The following is a 19,535-nucleotide window of genomic DNA, read 5'->3' on the forward strand; positions in this document are numbered from 1 at the left end:
CAAAAAAGCTATGAAGTAACGTTTAACGTTTCTTCATAGCTTTTTAATTTTAGCTTGCTGATGATTGTTGTGCTGCTTGCATTTGTTGTTGTTGTAATGCTTTTTCGTTTAAGATATTATCTTCGATTGCTTTTTTAATATCTTTATCTTTGTAGTCAACTTTGTATTCGTCTAATAATTTTTTGTAAGCATTGATGATGATCTTAGGTTCTTTTTGGATTTTTAGTTGACGATATTGTTCTTTAAGGCTAGCTTTTTCTTTCTTAGATGGTTCGCCTTTATCTGCTTTTATAATATGGTAACCATATTGAGATTTAACAACATCTGAAATTTCGTCATCTTTTTTAAGTTTGAATAATGCTTTTTCAAATGATTCATCCATTTGACCTTTCAATACAAATCCTAGAGCGCCGCCTTTAGATTTAGTACCTTCATCTTGAGATTCTTTCTTAGCGATTTTTTCAAAGTCGTCTGGGTTTTTCTTAATTTGAGCTAGTAATTTTTCAGCTTTTTTCTTAGCTGCTTTATCACTTAAACCTTCATCAGAATCATCTGATTTAACTTTGATTAAGATATGTGAAGCCTTTTTAGTATTTTCATCGATTTCTTTGTCAGAAACTTTTACGGCATCGTTGATAAATTCTTCTTGATATTTAGAAGTTTTTTGAGATTCTTTAAAGTCTTTTATAGTTGCACCTGGTTTTTCTTGTTGAAGTGCTTCTTCAAATTTCTTCTTACCACCGTATTGCTCGATTTGTTTATCAACTTGTTCGTCTAATTTCTTCGTATCAACTTTGTCTTCGTATTTATCTTTTAAGACTTTGTTAAGTACAATTTGAAATGCATTTTGTGCGACTTCGTTACTACCCATTTTGTCTAGTACGTCTTGTGAAGTTACGTTTCCGGCTTTAGTTTCTACTAAAGTTTCTCCAGAATTATCTGAACCATTACCACAAGCGCCTAAAGTTAATACTGATGCTGAAAGTGTTACAGGTAACACTATTTTTTTAATTGATTTCATAAATAGAACTCCTTTTGTAAGAATACAATGATAAATATAGCATATTTGCTATTTTAATTACAAAAAATAACCTATAAATGTTCGGCATCCAGTGAACGTTTTGTTAACAATTCGATACCATTTTTTCTTTCTTCAATATAAGTACCTTTTTTTGTAAATAAAATAATCTTCAAATAAAGTAAATCGATAATCGATATGCCAATATTGATAGACATTATAAATAGAATGTAATGCCCATATTGTGGAATTATATTTACGAGTGCAATGGATAGGGTAGTTATCGTAACGAGCGGGCAAATAAGTGCAAAACAAAATACAATCTTATTAACTGGTTGATCTACTCTAATATTATATAAAGGTAAAGCACGTTTAGCTTTAGTCGTTTTGTTCATTTTAAATGACTTACGATAATACATTAATACAATCAAATGCAACAATTTATGAATTGGATAAATTAAGCAAAGGACGAATAAGAATAGTATAAACTTATCGTCCTTTAAAGGTTCTGTTTGTATATAATTGAATATTTCGTAAGTGACGATAAATGTTAAGAATGAAACTAAAGCACTAATTAATACAATTCTCTGCAATCCATAACGAGACTGTATATTAATTGATTTAGAACACAAAAACATGATTAATGTCACCTTCTAAGATATGATTTATCTTGATATTATGCATCATCCTCAGACTGTTCGTCAAGTAGATATTTTCTTAATTGCTCATGGTTTTGTTCAATGTGATGAATAAAGTCGCTACCATAGATTTGACCAACGATATATTTCACATCTGTAAATTCTGGCATATTGTACATGACTTTCTCATAATCTGCAGCAATTTCATATAATCTGTTCGTATCATTTGAATAGTTTAAATATGTCTTTCTTAACACTGCAAGACCTTTATCCGTTAATTCTAAATAAGTCGTACGCTTATCGTGTTGACTTTTAGGCATTGTTAAATAGCCACGTTTTTCTAGATTTTTAGCGAAATTGAAAACAGTAGATACATGCATAACTCCATATTTACTCACTTCAGATATTGTAGCTTCATTTAAGCTTCTAATAATAATTAAAATATGATGTTCATTAATATTTAAGTCGAAAGGCTTAATCCATTGCTGCCAATCTTTCTCGATTGTCTTCCATAAAGCTTTAGATAACTGTGAAACCTTATGAGTAAATAGCATTTTTTCAATCATGTCCAATTCATTCGACATAGTTAAATCCCCCTTTGATTGTATAATAAAAGCATGATACTAATGTATCATGCTTAGTTATAACACTTTAATAATATAATAATTTTAACACGTTTTCTATTTTTTTAGAAATGGAAGCTTAGTATTTTGAATTTCTTTTTGAATTTCATTGCCGCGATTGCTAATATTTTCAATATTTTTCTGTATTTGTTCAATATTAGGGTTAATATCAGCTTTAAATTCATTAATCATCGTTTTAATTTCTTCACTTAATGATTGAATGGCGATTTGGCTTTCGTCTTTCGTCTTTAATACATAATCTTTTATTTCAATAGCATTGTCTTTAATTTCACTTAATTGAATTTTAGATCCGTCAGCAGTTGATTTTAAATCAGTCTTTAAAGCATCGCCAGAACGGTCTGTATTTAAAATGGCTGTTGTAAAACCTGTAACAAATCCTACACCAACGCCAATTGCGAGTCTTGAAAATTTCATAATTATCCTCCTTGATTTCTCTTACTTAAATATATACCCTGAATTTTTATAAACATGCAGTGTATTAAAAATGCTGTTGAATTGTTTGTGCGATTTCTGCTTTTTTCTCATCATCTAATTGTTCTTCATTTGTATTCCAAATATAACCGAAGCCATCAATATCTTCTTTATATCTAGGGATTAAGTGGAAGTGGATATGGAATACAGATTGTGAAGCATACTCACCATTATTTTGAATAATATTTAAACCATCAGGATTGAATGCTTTCTTGATGGCATTCGCAACGATTGGTAAAGCTTCAGCTATATGTTTCATTGTTTCTGGGTCTGTTTCATAAATATTTGGTGAAGCTTTCTTTGGAATAAGTAATGTGTGTCCTTTACTTACTTGAGAAATATCTAAGAATGCATATACATAATCATTTTCGTAAACTTTGAATGATGGGATTTCACCGTCGATAATTTTGCTGAATATTGTTTCTGACATACTATCATCTCCTATGTAAATATTAGTCTTATTATATCATGCTCGTAATATCATCTCACTGATAAAGATAATATTTAATGAATGTAACATTGAGAACATGCTACAATATATTTTGGAGGTGTGTTCACGTGACAATTAAAGTGAATAATTTAACAGGTGGATACGGTAAAAAAGCTGTTATCCATGATATCTCATTTGAATGTAAACCAAGTGAAGTCGTAGGACTTATTGGATTAAATGGTGCAGGGAAAAGTACAACAATTAAACATATACTTGGCTTATTAACACCACAACAAGGTGAGATGTCCATTAATAATATAGATATTAAAGCAGATATAGAATCTTATAGAAGAAATCTTACATATATACCAGAAAGTCCAGTTTTATATGATGAATTAACTTTAGAAGAACATATTTACATGACTGCAATGGCATATGGTATTGATAAAGATACAGCACTTGAAAAAGCAATGCCGTTATTGAAAAGACTAAGACTTGAAAATGAATTAAAAGTCTTTCCGATACATTTTTCAAAAGGTATGAAACAAAAAGTTATGATTGTTTGTGCATTCTTAGTTGAACCGACGCAATATATCATAGACGAACCATTCTTAGGGTTAGATCCATTAGGTATACAAACAATGTTAGATTTAATAGTAGAAAGACGTAATCAAGGTTCTTCAGTATTAATGTCTACACATATACTTGCAACTGCTGAAAGGTATTGCGACCGATTTATTATATTACATCAAGGTCGTTTAGTAGCGATGGGCAATTTAGAAGAACTGAGAGAAAAAACTGGACTTACTAATGCAACACTAGATGATATTTATATACATTTAACACAAGGTGAAGCGTATGAATGATGTAAATACTTTATATAAGGTTAGACAAAGAGAAGAAGTATTAGAGAAAATGAATTACAATAAATTCATCTTTAATGGTCATTTCTTAATATTTATAACCATTATGATTGGCGCATTTGCGTTAGGATATAGTAATTGGTTAAAGGACATTCCACAAAATATTAACTATCGTTTAATCTTTTCGGTTATATTATCTATTTGTTCGATATTTCCGATGAGGACTTTCTTTAGAGAAGCGGATAAATTATATTTATTACCATTTGAGAAACACTTAACACTCTATATTAGTAAAGCTCTAACATATAGTTATTTTAATCGACTATATTTACCAGTCGTAATATTAGTGATCGGCTTACCATTATTCTATCAATTAATGGGTGGTAAATTTTATTTATATATCACGGTAATGATTTTGAGTTTCATCTTTCCAATTCTAGGACTGATGATGAAATGGTTCTGGTTAAAATATGGTTTAGAAATATGGGGAATCAATGTATTACTCTTTATCGTATATGCGAGTGGATATTACACAACTTTAAAAGTAGGGGCTTTATCAGGTCTATTATCTATTGTCGTATTGATTGCTTTAATTATTTTATTAGAAAATATCAATAGAGGTACTTTTTATCAGTGGGAAACATTAATCGCCATCGAACATAATCATAAGATGAATTATTATAAATTCGTTAATATGTTTACAGATGTAAAAGTATTAAATGAACGAACAGTTCGCAGAAGATATTTAGATGTCTTCTTAAAAGTTCCGAGTCCTAAGAAATTTAATCAAAATTATATGTATAAATTCTTATTTGTAAGAAGTTTTGCAAGAGGGAAAGATGCATTCTTTATCGTATTAAGATTATTGATTATCGGACTTGTATTAATTTGGTGGATTGATCAGCCAGTTATATCAGCCATATTAGGTGCTTTAATCATGTACTTGTTGATATTACAATTATCTCAATTTTATAAACAACAGGCATACGGATTGTGGCCACAAGTATGGCCGGTTAGTGAAGGACAAGTTGTTAAAGGCTATCATCAATTTTTAATTAATATCATGATTGTCTTAGGTATTATTTTGTCAATCATATATATCTTGAAATTTGTTACAGCGATTTATTTCGTTATATTATTCTTCATTGTTGGTTGGTTAACAATAGATTCTTCCATTAAGAAAATTAAAAAACATCAAGAGCTACTTAGAGATTAATAACAATAAAAAAGAAGAAATGACTCAGTGAGAATCATTTCTTCTTTTTTATTTTATAATTATGCTTCTTCGTTTTCTGTTTCTTCATCTTCTTCAGGTCTATACCAATACTTTGTATAATTTGCTGTTGAATATTGTTCAGCACCAGAGAATTTACGAGTAGCCTCTCTTGAGAAATATTCCGCATAGAAAGATGATTTTGTGAAATCTTCATATAATTCATTTGAATCGAAACCTACTAATATCATATAAGTATCGCCTTTTCGAGGTTTAAGTAATCTAAATGATTCGAACCCTTCGAAATTATCAAATTGACTGTCGATATCTACATAATGATTTTCGAATCGATGTTGCATTTCATCAGATACAGGAATGTAGCTTGCTGCTATAAATTCATGATTGATAAAAACACCTTTTGATTCTAATATTCGATATTCTCTTGGTTGTGCAAATACTGTATCACCATTTGTTTCATGAATAAGTACTGTCGTATCTTGTCTCGTATAATGATGAATATCTTCATCTGGATGTTTCTTCATTATACTATGCAGAAAATGATACGTACCTGTTGTTATATAACATTTCATAATGATATACCTCCTATATCTCTTTAATTAGATTATAAACATGTAAGCGCTAAAATCAACCAATTCATGAAATCTTTTGTATAATTTATGAATTTTTGTACACATAGATGTCTTTATAATAGAATATGTTAAAATAGATTGTAATGATTATAATGAGGTGAAATAAATGAGTGTACCGTTTAACGATACAATTTTAAAAGCAGCAAAGGGAGAAAAAACAACTCATACACCAGTTTGGTTTATGAGGCAAGCAGGTAGATCACAGCCTGAATATAGAAAAATTAAAGAAAAGTATTCATTATTTGAAATTACACATCAACCAGAACTTTGTGCATATGTTACAAAATTACCAGTAGACCAATATAATACTGATGCTGCAATTTTATATAAAGATATTATGACACCTTTAACTGGAATTGGTGTAGATGTAGAAATTAAATCTGGAATAGGTCCTGTTATACATAACCCTATTAAAGACATTTCTGATATTAATCGATTAGGTCAAATAAATCCTGAGGAAGACGTGAAATATGTCTTAGATACGATTAAACTTTTAACTGAAGAACAGCTAAACGTACCATTAATAGGATTTACTGGCGCACCGTTCACGCTAGCGAGCTATATGATTGAAGGTGGACCATCTAAAAATTATAATAAGACTAAAGCGTTTATGTATAAACAGCCAGAAGCTTGGTTTAAATTAATGGATACATTAGCTGATATGGCAATTCGCTATACACATGCTCAAATTGATGCTGGATGTAAGATGATTCAAGTATTCGATTCATGGGTAGGTGCGTTAAATGCTGAAGATTATCATTATTTCATTAGACCATCTATGAATAAAATTTTTGCAGCAATTAAAGAAAAAAACGTACCTGTTACAACATTTGGTGTTGGAGCTAGCCATTTAATAGAAGAATGGAATCAATTACCGGTTGATGTAATCGGGCTAGATTGGCGCTTACAAATCAAAGAAGCAAGGGAAAAAGGTATTACTAAGACGTTACAAGGAAACTTAGATCCAGCTATTTTACCAGCACCATGGGAAGTTATTGAACAAAGACTCGTTCAAATATTGGATCAAGGATTAGTAGACCATAATTATATCTTTAATCTTGGACATGGTGTCTTTCCAGAAGTGCAACCTGATACATTAAGAAGAGTTGCTCAGTTTGTGCATGATTATTCAGCAAAATATAAATCACAACAAAGATAGGTTATTAAACAGCTTAATTTTATTAAAGGGAGTATAGAAGATGAATAAAAAAGTGGGACTTTTAGTTATGGCATATGGTACACCTTACAAAGAAAGTGACATTGTACCTTATTATACACACATTAGACATGGTCGTAAGCCATCTGATGAACAAATTGAAGACTTAAAAGGACGTTATAAAGCGATTGGTGGTATTTCACCATTAGCAGGTACAACAGAGAAACAAGCAGAAAGTTTACTTGGCGCATTAAATGAAGCTTATGAAGATGTTGAATTTAAATTGTACATTGGTTTAAAACATATTCATCCATTTATTGAAGATGCAGTAGAACAAATGCATAATGATGGTATTGAAGAAGCGGTTACGATTGTATTAGCACCTCATTATTCTAATTTCTCAGTGGGAAGTTATAATAAACGTGCTCAAGAAGAAGCAGATAAATACGGCATTTCAATGCATCACGTTGAGCAATTTTACAATGAACCAGCATTTATTTCATACTGGACAAACATGATTGACGAAACATTACAAACGATTCCAGAAGAAAGTCATGATGAAACAGTATTAATCGTTTCTGCGCATAGTTTGCCTGAAAAAATTAAAAAAGCAAACGACCCATATCCTGATCAATTAGAAGAAACTGCTAAAATTTTAAGTGAAGAATCTAACATTAAACATGTATCAGTAGGTTGGCAATCAGAAGGTCAAACTGGAGAACCTTGGTTAGGACCAGATGTTCAAGATTTAACGAGAGACTTATATAATGAACATGGCTATAAACACTTTATATATACACCAGTAGGATTTGTATGTGAACATTTAGAAGTATTATATGATAACGACTATGAATGTAAAGTTGTTTGTGATGAATTAGGCGTGAAATATCACAGACCACCAATGCCAAATATTGATCCTAAATTTATAGAAGCAATGGTATCAGCAATTAAGAAAAAATTCTAATTCGATATTCGAATAAGAAAGAAGTGTTAAGTATGTCAAAACGAATTGCAATAATAGGGGCAGGGATAACTGGGTTATCTGCTGCCCATTATTTAAGAAGAGATTATCCAGATGCAGAAATTGATGTATATGAACAATCAGACAGAGTAGGCGGCAAAATCAAAACTTATTGTAAAGATGGTTATACAATTGAACTAGGGCCAGAATCTTACTTAGGTAGAAAGACAATTATGACAGAATTAGCTGAAGAAATTGGGATTGCTGATGATTTAGTAACAAATAAAACAGGGCAATCATATATTTACAGCCATAATAAGTTATATCCAATACCAGGCGGTTCGATAATGGGTATACCGACAGAAATTAAACCATTTCTTAAGACACAATTGATTTCGCCAGCAGCTAAATTAAGAGCAGGATTAGATTATTTCTTACCTGTTAAACCGATGCATACAGATATATCAATCGGTCATTTCTTTAGACAAAGACTAGGTGATGAAGTATTAGAAAACTTAATCGAACCTTTAATGGCAGGTATTTATGGTGCAAATATCGATAAATTAAGCTTAAAAACAACATTTCCTCATTTTAAAGAACAAGAAGAAAAAGAGGGCGGCTTAATAAAAGGTATGATAGCTCAAAAAGCTAAAAATAATGCGGATAAAAAAGTAACAGTCAAACCAAAAGGTCAATTTAAACAATTTAGACATGGTCTTGAATCATTCATTCAAACTTTACGTGATAGTCTTGAAGATAAAGGCGTTCAAATACATTTAAACGCTCCAGTTCAAAATTTAGTAGAAAAAGATAACAAAACAATTTTGACGATAAATAATGAAGAGCATGAATATGATGGTGTAATCGTTACAATACCACATCAACATTTCGTTAAATGGTTTGAAGATGACCTTAAATTGGATTACTTTAACTATATGCCTTCAACAAGTGTTGCAACAGTCGTTATGGCATTTGATAAAGACCAAGTCGTTAACGATAAAGATGGAACTGGATTTGTAATTGCAAGAACAAGTGATACAGCCATCACAGCATGTACTTGGACAAACAAAAAATGGCCACATACAACACCAGAAGGAAAAGTCTTATTAAGAGCGTATGTAGGTAAACCAGGCTCAAATATTATTCATCATAAAGATGAAGAACAATTGAAACAAGTCGCACTAAACGATTTGAATAAAATCATGACGATCAAAGGAGAACCAGAATTCTTTATCGTAACGAAATTACCACACAGCATGCCTCAATATGAAGTCGGTCATATCGATCGTATTCGAGATATACAAGAACATATCGATCAAAATTATCATAACCTTATCATAACAGGCGCTTCATTTGATGCAGTCGGATTACCAGACTGCGTACAAATGGCTAAGAACGCAAGTGACAAGATGATAGAGTATTTGAAGTAGATTGTAGATAGTAGTAAGTAGATAGTGCGCGGAAGTGTGTGGAAGCGTATGGAAAAGTGTGGAAGCGGGACAGAAATTCTAATTTAACATTAGAATTTCTGTTTTTTTGTTGGAGGGGTAAGGTGAATATTGCAAGTGGAGGATGACAAGCAATGTTGGAGGACTGAATATTGCAAGTGGAGCGTGACAAGCAATATTGGGAGGCTGAATGTTGCTAGAGGGGTGTGACAAGCAATGTTGAGAGGCTGAATATTGCAAGTGGAGGGTGACAAGCAATGTTGAGAAGCTGAATGTTGCAAGTGGAGGATGACAAGCAATGTTGGGAGGCTGAATATTGCAAGTGGAGGGTGACAAGCAATGTTGAGAGGCTGAATGTTGCTAGTGGAGGATGACAAGCAATGTTGGAGGACTGAATATTGCAAGTGGAGGATGACAAGCAATGTTGAGAGGCTGAATATTGCAAGACAGGCCAAACAAGGTAAATAAGAGGACTGTATTTATCAAGACTGGCGAAACAAGATAAATAAGAGGAGTGTATTTATCAAGACTGGCGAAACAAGATAAATAAGAGGAGTGTATTTATCAAGACTGGACAAACAAGATAAATAGGCGCTTTGTATTTATCAAGACTGGTGAAACAAGATAAATAGGCGCTTTGTATTTATCAAGACTGGTGAAACAAGATAAATAGGAGCTCCGTATGTTGCAAGACTGAGTAAACAAGCAACATAGAGCCGCTGTAAATTGCAAGACTGAGTAAACAAGCAACATAGAGCTGTTGTAAGTTGCAAGACAGGCCAAATAAGCAACATAGCTATTTCAAAATTAATCATTTTGCATTAAAAATGATATTTCATTTGCCATGTCTTTTAAATAGCTTATAATTTCTTTCTTTTTCTTATCGTCTATTCTAAATTCAGGGGCGGCAACGGAGAGTCCTCCAATTAAATTCTTTTTGATCATTATAGGTACACCAATACCGATTGCCCCAACATCAACTTCAGAATATGAAATAGCATATCCATCTTTTTTTATATTTTCTAAATCTTGTTTAAGTTTCTCATGATTATTTTCTTCGCTTAAATTTATTAAATCATTTCTATAGTTCTCTTCAGCAAAAGCAATAAGTACTTTAGAAGATGCGCCATAATATGGTAAGAACACTTCGTTCTTATTAAATGAGAATCTCAAATTTCTATTGCTTTCTACAGTGTCTAATACTAATACATGATTCCCTCTTAATGTTGTTAAAATGATTGTTTCTCCAAGTTGATTTACTGCTTCTTCTAATAGAGGTCTTGTTAGTTTAGTTAATTTTGAATAACGCGGATAAACAGGTTCATATAAAGCTTGAATTACCCAACCAGGCTTGTATAAACCGTCGCCAAGTGATTCTATAATACCTTGACTAATGTGAGTCTTTATAATTCGATAAACTGTACTTTGAGGAATATTGAGTTCTTGCATTATATCCTTTATGTGTAAAGGATGATTTTTATTGATAAAAAGTCTTAAAATTTCATTCGATTTAATGATTGTTTTGATGTCATTCATAATATCACCTTTCTCACATTGTAAGAATTTCGATTTGTCTGTTTAATCATAATACCATAAAATACATATAAAAATATAACAAAGGGGGCATGTTAAATGTTAATAGCTTTAGTTATTACATTAGCAGTTGTGTTATCGGGATTGTTTGTATTTTCTCTTATTATGGGAAAAAGGCATCAAAGTATTGATGATTGGAATGTTGGAGGTAGATCACTTCCTATATATGTTCAAATAGGTACACAATTTGCCACTGTCATGGGAGGGGCAGTAATAGTAGGGCTAGTTGGTACGGCTTACACATATGGATGGGCTTCATTAACATATGGATTACTTACTGCTATAGGATTTTTACCATATATATTTATGGCTAAGTGGCTAAGAAATAGCGATTTTGAATCTTTACCTGATGCTCTTAGTGCTATTTTTGGCAAAAATAAAGTGTTTATGATATTAGTGATTATTGCTACTTTAATTGTTCCTTTTGGTTGGATGATAACTCAACTTGTAGGGTTCGGAAAAATATTTTCAGAAATAACAGGATTTGAACCTAGTACAGTTGTTATTATATTTGCTTTAATCAGTTTAGCTTTTGTTTTACCGGCTGGTATGACTACAGTTGCTTGGACTGATTTTATTTTTGGTTGCTTTATGATAGTAGGTGCTATTATAGCAGTCATTGTTGCACTACAAATGGGTGGAAGTTGGACAGAGATTACTTCTAATCATGAACCTAAGTACACTGAGTTACCTAAAGGATTATTTGGTATTGGTGGAACGATGATTATATTCTGGATATTTGGTGTAATGCCAGGTAACCTAACCAATCAACAAATTTTCCAAAGAATTTACGCAGCAGATAATGCTAAAAATGCAAAAATTTCTATTATTGCAACCGCAGTACTATTTGCTTTAGCAACAGTATGGTCTTCAGTTATGGGAATTACAATTAGCCACTTGAATCCAGGAATGTCTAATCCTGAAGATGCAACTGGTTGGTTCCTAACTCAAACTCCTGCTTGGTTCACTGTAGTATTTTCAACTTTTATAGTTGCTACAATTATGTCAACACTGTCTAGTGCGATTCAGTCTGTCGTTGTTACATTGACAAAAGATATTTATGTGAATTATGTAAATCCAAATACAACAAGAAGCCAACAAGTTAAGGTTTCTAGAATAATTGCAGTAAGTGTATTAATTATTGCTGTTAGTTTATCTATTTTAGTTCCACAAGCATTGGGGTGGATAGTTGCATCATTTGCTTATTCAGTTTCAGCGTTAATAGTTCCTGTTATTTTTGGATTTATTTTTAAAGATACAAAGTGGATAAATACTTATGGAGGTATCAGTTCAATTATCGGTGGGATAGTTGGTTCTGCGGTAGCTCACTCAATCGGAACAACATTACCTTATGTATTTTATGGAATTTGTTTATCGATAATTTGTTTATTTGCAGTTAGTTATCTAACTAAAGAGAAAACGGGGGTAATAGAAAATGACATTTGATTTAGTTATTAGAGGAAGCTATGTACAAGACGGTGTTCAACAAGGTGATATTGCTATTAAAAATGGTAAAATCGTAAAAATAGCTGAATATGGATCATTACATGCAGATGAAATTATTGAATATAAAGATGAAATTATATTCCCTGGATTTATAGATTCTCATGTTCATTGTTATTCTAATCCAGATGAAGGTATGAATAGAGCTACAAGAGCTGCAGCTCAAGGTGGCATAACAACTATAATTGATATGCCTTATGATAGACCAGAACCAATTGATACAGTTGAAAAATTTAAAAATAAAATTGAAGATGTTAATCAAAACGCTATTGTTGATGTCGCATTGTGGGCTACAGTAGCTAAAGATAAAGGCGTAGATGATGTTCAGAATATGATAGATGCAGGTGCAATTGCATTTAAATTATCTACTTTTGAAACTGATCCAAAGAGATTCCCTAGAATACCAGACCACCAGATAATAGATATTATGAAAGTAACTTCAGAAAATGATATCTTAGTAGCTTTTCATGCTGAGAATGAAGATATTATTAATTATCTGGTAAATAAGTTTAATTCTGAAGATAAAACAGATGCCATCTATCATAACCTTAGCAGACCACCAGAATCAGAATCATCAGCAGTAGCTACATTATTAGAATTAGCAAAATGGAGTAATGCCAAATTACATCTTGTTCATATTAGTCACCCGCATACGGTAGAATTAATAGAACAAATGAAAAGTGAATTCGATATAAATGTAACATATGAAACATGTTACCAATATCTTACATTAGATACTGATACATTAGAAAAATATGGTGTATTAGCAAAATGTAATCCGGCATTGCGTACACCATATGAAGTGAGTCAATTAAATAAACAATTACAAAGTGGTCAAATAGATTTCATAACATCTGATCATGCACCATGGGTTAAAGACGAATCTGAAAGTAATATATTTAATGCACCATCTGGTCTTACTGGATTAGACATTATGATTCCTATAATGTTTGATTTTCTTGTATTACAAAATGGAATGACTGAACAACAGTTCTCTAATTTATTTTCAACTAATATTGCTGACAGATATAATTTAATTAATAAAGGAAGTATTCAAGAAGGATTAGATGCAGATTTTACTATTATTAATCCAAATAAATCTTGGGAATTAGATAAAGATTACTATGAATCTATTTCTAATCAATCAGTATTTAACGGTAGTACGATAAATGCACAAATAGTAGATACAATCGTAAGAGGTCAAACGGTATATCATAATCATGAAGTTTTAAATAAAAATATTGGCAAATTCATTTCTGGGCTTAAAGGAGTGAAATGATTTGGAAATAAATGATAAAAGGTTAGAAAGTTTATTTGATGAAATAAAACAATTTAACGATACACCTGAAATAGGATATACACGTCGTGTTTTTAGCTCTACAGAAGAACAATCTTTATCTTGGTTTGAAAAAATATTAAAAGAAAACAATTTATATTCATATACTGATGAAGTAGGTAATGTGTTTGGTCAGTATGGAGAAGGCGATAATCCGATTTTAATAGGATCTCATCTAGACACAGTACAAAATGGTGGGCTATATGATGGAGCATTAGGTGTCTTAAGTGGATTAGAAGTTTTATTAACATTAAAAGAAAATAATATTAAACTTAACCATCCAATAATGCTTGTAGCTTTTAGAGGAGAAGAGGCGAATATACTTGGTGGAACATTTGGAAGTAGAGTTTTTGCCGGTATATTTGATGAAAAGAACGATGATTTAGAAAAAGTAGGTTTAAGTAAAGAAGCCATACTAAATTCTCGAAATCAACAAAACTTTCAAAGCTATATAGAATTACATATTGAACAAGGCCAAGTCTTAGAAAATGAAAATTTAGATATTGGCATTGTAACTAGTATAGCAGGATTAAGAAGGTATAGAATTGAAGTTGAAGGAAGAAGCGGTCACTCAGGGACAACACCTATGCATTTAAGAGAAGACGCATTAAAACTTGCAACAACAGAACTTCAAAAGATATTTGAATTCTCAGGAACACTAGATGATCAATCTGTATTAACTGTTGGAAAACTTAATATGTATCCAAATCAAGCGAATGTGATACCTAACAAGGTAGAAATGTTAGTTGAAATAAGAAGTGATGCAGAAGATAAACTCAATCAATACGAAGAGACGTTATTAAATACAATAGCCTCAAAAAATGAAAGAGTTGTAAAGAAGCAAACAACAAAACTTGATGAGCAAAATATAACAAAACTAAGCGAAGTAACAAAAAAATTAGGGTATACATCAAAGAAAATGGCAAGCGGTGCTAATCACGATGCAAATTCAGTCAGTACAATAATGCCAGCTTCTATGATCTTTATACCAAGTAAAAACGGAATAAGCCATCATCCAGACGAATATAGTAGCAAAGAACAAATCGTTAAAGGAAGTAATGTATTACTGAATTATATTTTGGAATCGTGAGTTATAAAAAAAGCCATCTAGCTTCTTATTAAAAAGAAGTTAGATGGCTTTTTTCTTACATATATAAGAAGAATAGTGTTAATGAAATTCTAGATTGTGACATTCAATATAAATATTCCGGTTAAATACTGTAAAATAGATACTTTTTTCTATTAAAATCATGAATAAATAAGACTTCTAAAGATAAAAAAGAGGGTGTTTTGAATGATTATTTCTCCCTTTAGTGACAATTGTCACATAGATGTTAAAAGTTCAAATTTTTTATTAAGAAAAGTAAAGAAATAGCATTGACGTTCTTTATATTTCTATATATACTTAAGTAGTTCTCAATTAGAGGCCCCTTGGTCAAGCGGTTAAGACACCGCCCTTTCACGGCGGTAACACGGGTTCGAATCCCGTAGGGGTCACCATTTTCAATAAAAAATTATTAAAATTTTATTGACATAATATTAATGAATGTGTTATATTAATAAGGTAGCCAAATTACTTATTATTAGCGCGGGATGGAGCAGTTCGGTAGCTCGTCGGGCTCATAACCCGAAGGTCGGTGGTTCAAATCCGCCTCCCGCAATACTTTTTAATGATGGTCCCGTGGTGTAGCGGTTAACATGCCTGCCTGTCACGCAGGAGATCGCGGGTTCGATTCCCGTCGGGACCGCCATTTATATTTTGGCTCAGTAGCTCAGTCGGTAGAGCAAAGGACTGAAAATCCTTGTGTCGGCGGTTCGATTCCGTCCTGAGCCATACTTTTTTAAACAAGTATGGCGATTGTGGCGAAGTGGTTAACGCATCGGATTGTGGTTCCGACATTCGTGGGTTCGATTCCCATCAGTCGCCCCATATATATATTATTTACTTAAGCGGGTGTAGTTTAGTGGTAAAACCTCAGCCTTCCAAGCTGATGTTGTCGGTTCGATTCCGATCACCCGCTCCATTATTATTCCACAGTAGCTCAGTGGTAGAGCTATCGGCTGTTAACCGATCGGTCGTAGGTTCGAGTCCTACCTGTGGAGCCATAAGGCCCCTTGGTCAAGCGGTTAAGACACCGCCCTTTCACGGCGGTAACACGGGTTCGAATCCCGTAGGGGTCATATAATCAGAGGTGAAATATCGCTTCTGATTTTTTTGTTTGTGGAGAGTTGTCCGAGTTGGCCGAAGGAGCACGCCTGGAAAGTGTGTAGGCGCCACAAGCGTCTCGAGGGTTCGAATCCCTCACTCTCCGTTTGTACCTTAATAATCAACTAATCCAAGACGTTGATATTGCTAGAAACCCCATGATAGTGGGGTTTCTTTTTTTATGCTCTTTTTTAAAAGAAAACAAATTTATAATTCATGCCAACAAAAAAATATTCTATTATAGTGGAAGAATAAGTGTTACAAGATATTATGTATTTTATAAATCCTATTTTTCTTTTTCTAATGATTTTAATATAGCTGATAGTTGCGATTTTTATTAAATTATACTTTTATATTGATTTTGTAAAATGTATAATATTGATAAGTAAATTGCGAAAGAGGTAAGGGGAATGGCAAAGAGAAGAATTAAGTTCAAATTATTCAAGTTGACAAATTTAATAACTGATATTAATAAAAATAAAACTCATTTAAATTATTATAATCACCGTATTACTGATTTTATATTATTAAATTTATTAAGTTACGAAAAAAAACTACGAAAAAAGACTTATAATTATCAGACAGAAACGATCTATTTATCTAAATATAATCCGTATTATTCTGAAGATTATTCATGTGGACAGATAATAACGATTAAACACGGTAAAGAACAAAGAAATGTTAATGTAGATGATTTATCATTAGTAGGATTAATTCAAACAAACGAGGGTTTAGAGTATACTATCGACTTTTTTATACATAAAAAAACTGGCTTCATTTTTGTTGAGCAAGATGGGAATCATGTATTAAATATTTCTAGATTAAGATCTTTATTAAAAATGTATACAAAAGAAACAAAACAATTAATTCTATATCTAAATACACTTGAAACAGATTATATACTTGAATATAAACCAGTAATCAATATAGAAATAATAAAACCATTGGATGTAAAAAAACAAATTAAAAATTTAGCTACAGTTAAATCAGTAAGTATTTTTGAAAAAAATGGAGTGCAGGATAAAGATATTGAAGATATTCATTTTGACGATACAGAAGATAATGAAAACTTCTTTAAACTGGTATCCGATGGTATAAACAGCTCGAATATCTCAGAGTATGACACTATATTAAAGCTAACTAAATTTAGTAATAATAAATTTAGCGGTAGCTTAGAAAAATTTATTGAATATGTTATAGATTCTGATAAATTTGGAGGTTACTCTATAGAAGGAAAAGATTCCTATGGTGTAAATAGGATTTTTACTCCTGATACACTGACGAGAGATATTCAATTTGAAACAGAAGCTGACAAGCATGGACATATTGAAGATAAAGTAAAACTAGAATTTATTATTAAATATTTAAAAGAAAATATAATAAATATGCCAACAACTTTTAGTAAGAATGAACCGACATTAAATAATCATAGTGAATTTTTAAAAAAATTCACAGAATATAAGGGTGATTTCAATGACTACGAAGATAAGGATGAGGAAAAATAGTCCAGAGTCTTTAAGAACACTTTTTTTAATTCATAAATCAATCATAAGAGATTTTAAGTACTATAAATTAATTATTTTAGTTATAATAATAATTTCACTTTTGATTACTTTAATAATTAATTACAAATCGGAAAATATATATTTAACTGTTTCCGAATTTAATAGGTTGATATTGCCATATTTTTCAATAAGTATTGGTTTTACAATTACATCAGCAACTTTTCTAATAAATTCTATAGGTAAAGATAATAATTTAAAAGTTAATATAAAAGAATCTCAAAAGGTTAAAAGAGTTAGTATAGATAAAGAAATAAGGAAATTAAAAAAAATACAGTCAACATATATAAGAGCAGTTTCGATGATAATTTTTTATGTAATATATGCATTGATATTATTAGTAACTTTATTTTTACAAATCCTTTTAGGAAAATACAACTTTATTTATGGTGTATATTTAGTAATATTTAATTACGTCATAATATTTTTGCATTTTTCTCTTGTTTTTTATTCATTTTTATTGTTTTTCTTAATAATAAAAACAGTATATTTGTATTGTATTACTTATATAAGTCATACATTTAATGATGCAATTAACAATATAAAAGACAAAAATAAACAAGATTAGATAATACAGTTACTTAATAAAACTTATAAATAATAACCCACCGATTTTGGTGGGTTATTATTATGAATGATATCTAGACCAACAAGTAATAAAGTGGTTTTTGTTTATGTAGTATCGCGTCGGTGTATGAACTGGGATTAAGTTTCCATTATCTTTATAAAGGAGATTAGTATAATATAAAAATCAATTTGTTAATATCACCATTCTATATTGTTCTCAATTTGATTTTGTTGTAATATATACTTAATTAAACTAGAGAGTGGGAGTATATAAGGGGGTGCTTTTATGAATAGTGAATATATTACAAGATCAGAATTTCAGCAGCATGAAATAAATATGAATAATAGATTCGATGCAATCAATGATAAAATTTCTTTAACTAAAGACGTTTTGTCAGGAGAAATAAAAAATGCTGTTTCCGAGTTAAAAAATGAAATAAGCGATAATAAAGTTACATCAAAACGTTTCTGGATAGGTATTAGTATACCAACTATATTAAGTCTCTTATCTATGATTATCACTATATTAGTAGCATTGCTATTTTAACTTAAATGATTAGGTTATATGATATGTACGTTTTGAACTAGTTATAGCCTTAATTTACATAGTTAAAAGAATATTAAAATTACTGCTTTTTATCTAGTTGTTTTTCTTCATCTACTATCCCATCTTCCGGAAATTGATTCAAAACTCTTTTGTATTCTTTATAGATTACAGAACCGATTATTTTCTTGAATTCTTCATCAGGTACATCTTCAGTAATTTGATTAAATTCATCCTTTTTGTTTTCTAATTCTTTTTGAATATCTATTAAATGTTTATAAAGTTCATCTTCAGTGATTTCTCCTGATTGAAATTTTTCTATTTCGTGTGCTATATCTTTTAAGGATTTAGACAGGGATTCGCTCATTATAATAAATCCATCATTTATTTTCTTTTCATTCTTTTTACCTTTAAGATCTTTAGTGTGTTTTTTATGATATTTTAAATTATCATCTAAATCTTTCGAATATTGTCGATATGCATTTATCTTTTCTTGAAGGTTATCATCGTCTTCAGTTGAGTCAATATAATTAAAAATCTTCTCATAAGTTGCTAAGTTCATAGTCAAATAATTTCTTAATTCTGCATTATATACGTACATAACTTTTTTATTATTCTTTTCGTTAGAATTCGACTGTTCTTTCTTTTCATCATTACTAGATGTGTTTGTGCATGCTCCTAATAATAATGTTCCTGTAAGAGCTGCTAATAAAATTTTCTTCATTTATGCAT

Annotated in this window: 19 protein-coding genes and 9 tRNA genes; 20 read left to right on the forward strand and 8 right to left on the reverse strand. The window is 30.9% G+C overall.

Annotated elements, in window-relative coordinates; translation table 11 throughout:
* Window positions 1-49: 49 nt before the first annotated feature.
* The 5 genes from LQ677_RS13120 to LQ677_RS13140 form a co-directional block, all read right to left on the reverse strand.
* A complete protein-coding gene (locus tag LQ677_RS13120; protein WP_037589717.1) occupies window positions 50-1,021 on the reverse strand; it encodes a peptidylprolyl isomerase in 972 nt (323 codons plus the stop codon).
* 71 nt (window positions 1,022-1,092) lie between these two features.
* Complete coding sequence (locus LQ677_RS13125; protein ID WP_224658869.1) at window positions 1,093-1,611, reverse strand: DUF3267 domain-containing protein; 519 nt, start codon at window positions 1,609-1,611, stop codon at window positions 1,093-1,095.
* 83 nt (window positions 1,612-1,694) lie between these two features.
* On the reverse strand, window positions 1,695-2,240 hold the full coding sequence (locus tag LQ677_RS13130) for an HTH-type transcriptional regulator Hpr (protein ID WP_025904817.1): 546 nt from the start codon (window positions 2,238-2,240) through the stop codon (window positions 1,695-1,697).
* Window positions 2,241-2,336: 96 nt separating this feature from the next.
* Complete coding sequence (locus LQ677_RS13135; RefSeq protein WP_126477945.1) at window positions 2,337-2,714, reverse strand: YtxH domain-containing protein; 378 nt, start codon at window positions 2,712-2,714, stop codon at window positions 2,337-2,339.
* Between the two features lie 64 nt (window positions 2,715-2,778).
* The gene (locus LQ677_RS13140) at window positions 2,779-3,201 is read right to left on the reverse strand and encodes an HIT family protein (RefSeq protein ID WP_037589716.1); all 423 of its coding nucleotides are present in this window, start codon (window positions 3,199-3,201) and stop codon (window positions 2,779-2,781) included.
* Window positions 3,202-3,329: 128 nt separating this feature from the next.
* Here LQ677_RS13140 and LQ677_RS13145 point away from each other — a divergent pair, with 128 nt between their 5' ends.
* Together LQ677_RS13145 and ecsB are read left to right on the forward strand one after the other, a co-directional pair.
* A complete protein-coding gene (locus LQ677_RS13145) occupies window positions 3,330-4,067 on the forward strand; it encodes an ABC transporter ATP-binding protein (RefSeq protein WP_037589715.1) in 738 nt (245 codons plus the stop codon).
* Window positions 4,060-5,280: an ABC transporter permease EcsB gene (ecsB, locus tag LQ677_RS13150; protein ID WP_196308144.1), complete on the forward strand. Its 1,221-nt coding sequence runs from the start codon at window positions 4,060-4,062 to the stop codon at window positions 5,278-5,280. Before LQ677_RS13145 ends, ecsB begins: the two co-directional genes overlap by 8 nt.
* Before the next feature lie 59 nt (window positions 5,281-5,339).
* On the opposite strand, the gene LQ677_RS13155 is transcribed toward ecsB, so the two are convergent.
* A complete protein-coding gene (locus tag LQ677_RS13155; RefSeq protein ID WP_025904822.1) occupies window positions 5,340-5,867 on the reverse strand; it encodes an antibiotic biosynthesis monooxygenase family protein in 528 nt (175 codons plus the stop codon).
* Between the two features lie 166 nt (window positions 5,868-6,033).
* Here LQ677_RS13155 and hemE point away from each other — a divergent pair, with 166 nt between their 5' ends.
* The 3 genes from hemE to hemY are packed head-to-tail and all read left to right on the forward strand — an operon-like array spanning window position 6,034 to window position 9,474.
* The gene (gene hemE / locus LQ677_RS13160; RefSeq protein WP_239749009.1) at window positions 6,034-7,086 is read left to right on the forward strand and encodes a uroporphyrinogen decarboxylase; all 1,053 of its coding nucleotides are present in this window, start codon (window positions 6,034-6,036) and stop codon (window positions 7,084-7,086) included.
* A 40-nt stretch (window positions 7,087-7,126) separates the two neighbouring features.
* A complete protein-coding gene (gene hemH / locus LQ677_RS13165) occupies window positions 7,127-8,047 on the forward strand; it encodes a ferrochelatase (RefSeq protein ID WP_025904824.1) in 921 nt (306 codons plus the stop codon).
* 32 nt (window positions 8,048-8,079) lie between these two features.
* A complete protein-coding gene (gene hemY / locus LQ677_RS13170; RefSeq protein WP_196308143.1) occupies window positions 8,080-9,474 on the forward strand; it encodes a protoporphyrinogen oxidase in 1,395 nt (464 codons plus the stop codon).
* An 825-nt stretch (window positions 9,475-10,299) separates the two neighbouring features.
* On the opposite strand, the gene LQ677_RS13175 is transcribed toward hemY, so the two are convergent.
* Window positions 10,300-11,028, reverse strand: coding sequence for an IclR family transcriptional regulator (locus tag LQ677_RS13175; RefSeq protein WP_239749010.1), 729 nt, complete (start codon window positions 11,026-11,028; stop codon window positions 10,300-10,302).
* A gap of 162 nt (window positions 11,029-11,190) precedes the next feature.
* Between LQ677_RS13175 and LQ677_RS13180 the strand changes: the two genes are divergently transcribed.
* The 15 genes from LQ677_RS13180 to LQ677_RS13250 all read left to right on the forward strand — a co-directional run bounded on the left by LQ677_RS13180 (window position 11,191) and on the right by LQ677_RS13250 (window position 18,806).
* The gene (locus LQ677_RS13180) at window positions 11,191-12,531 is read left to right on the forward strand and encodes a sodium:solute symporter family protein (RefSeq protein WP_239749011.1); all 1,341 of its coding nucleotides are present in this window, start codon (window positions 11,191-11,193) and stop codon (window positions 12,529-12,531) included.
* Complete coding sequence (locus LQ677_RS13185) at window positions 12,521-13,867, forward strand: dihydroorotase (RefSeq protein ID WP_239749012.1); 1,347 nt, start codon at window positions 12,521-12,523, stop codon at window positions 13,865-13,867. The genes LQ677_RS13180 and LQ677_RS13185 overlap by 11 nt, the downstream gene beginning before the upstream one ends.
* 1 nt (window position 13,868) lies before the next feature.
* Window positions 13,869-15,014, forward strand: coding sequence for a M20 family metallo-hydrolase (locus LQ677_RS13190; RefSeq protein WP_239749013.1), 1,146 nt, complete (start codon window positions 13,869-13,871; stop codon window positions 15,012-15,014).
* A 335-nt stretch (window positions 15,015-15,349) separates the two neighbouring features.
* A tRNA-Glu gene (locus LQ677_RS13195) sits at window positions 15,350-15,424 on the forward strand.
* A gap of 87 nt (window positions 15,425-15,511) precedes the next feature.
* A tRNA-Met gene (locus tag LQ677_RS13200) sits at window positions 15,512-15,585 on the forward strand.
* Window positions 15,586-15,599: 14 nt separating this feature from the next.
* Window positions 15,600-15,675: transfer RNA gene (locus LQ677_RS13205), tRNA-Asp, on the forward strand.
* Window positions 15,676-15,685: 10 nt separating this feature from the next.
* Window positions 15,686-15,758: transfer RNA gene (locus LQ677_RS13210), tRNA-Phe, on the forward strand.
* 20 nt (window positions 15,759-15,778) lie between these two features.
* Window positions 15,779-15,854, forward strand: a tRNA-His gene (locus tag LQ677_RS13215).
* Between the two features lie 20 nt (window positions 15,855-15,874).
* A tRNA-Gly gene (locus LQ677_RS13220) sits at window positions 15,875-15,948 on the forward strand.
* A gap of 7 nt (window positions 15,949-15,955) precedes the next feature.
* Window positions 15,956-16,030 (forward strand) — tRNA-Asn (locus LQ677_RS13225).
* Between the two features lie 3 nt (window positions 16,031-16,033).
* A tRNA-Glu gene (locus LQ677_RS13230) sits at window positions 16,034-16,105 on the forward strand.
* A 42-nt stretch (window positions 16,106-16,147) separates the two neighbouring features.
* Window positions 16,148-16,236: transfer RNA gene (locus LQ677_RS13235), tRNA-Ser, on the forward strand.
* Between the two features lie 304 nt (window positions 16,237-16,540).
* Window positions 16,541-17,635 carry a hypothetical protein gene (locus LQ677_RS13240; RefSeq protein ID WP_239749014.1) on the forward strand — a complete coding sequence of 365 codons (1,095 nt, stop codon included), beginning with the start codon at window positions 16,541-16,543 and terminating at the stop codon, window positions 17,633-17,635.
* A complete protein-coding gene (locus tag LQ677_RS13245) occupies window positions 17,604-18,260 on the forward strand; it encodes a hypothetical protein (RefSeq protein WP_239749015.1) in 657 nt (218 codons plus the stop codon). Before LQ677_RS13240 ends, LQ677_RS13245 begins: the two co-directional genes overlap by 32 nt.
* 285 nt (window positions 18,261-18,545) lie before the next feature.
* Window positions 18,546-18,806 carry a hypothetical protein gene (locus LQ677_RS13250; RefSeq protein ID WP_239749016.1) on the forward strand — a complete coding sequence of 87 codons (261 nt, stop codon included), beginning with the start codon at window positions 18,546-18,548 and terminating at the stop codon, window positions 18,804-18,806.
* A gap of 79 nt (window positions 18,807-18,885) precedes the next feature.
* Here the strand turns inward: LQ677_RS13250 and LQ677_RS13255 are convergent, their stop codons facing one another.
* Window positions 18,886-19,527: a hypothetical protein gene (locus tag LQ677_RS13255; protein WP_239749018.1), complete on the reverse strand. Its 642-nt coding sequence runs from the start codon at window positions 19,525-19,527 to the stop codon at window positions 18,886-18,888.
* Between the last annotated feature and the right edge of the window lie 8 nt (window positions 19,528-19,535).

This window comes from Mammaliicoccus sp. Q-M61 (assembly GCF_022386055.1).
GTDB lineage: Bacteria > Bacillota > Bacilli > Staphylococcales > Staphylococcaceae > Mammaliicoccus > Mammaliicoccus sciuri_A.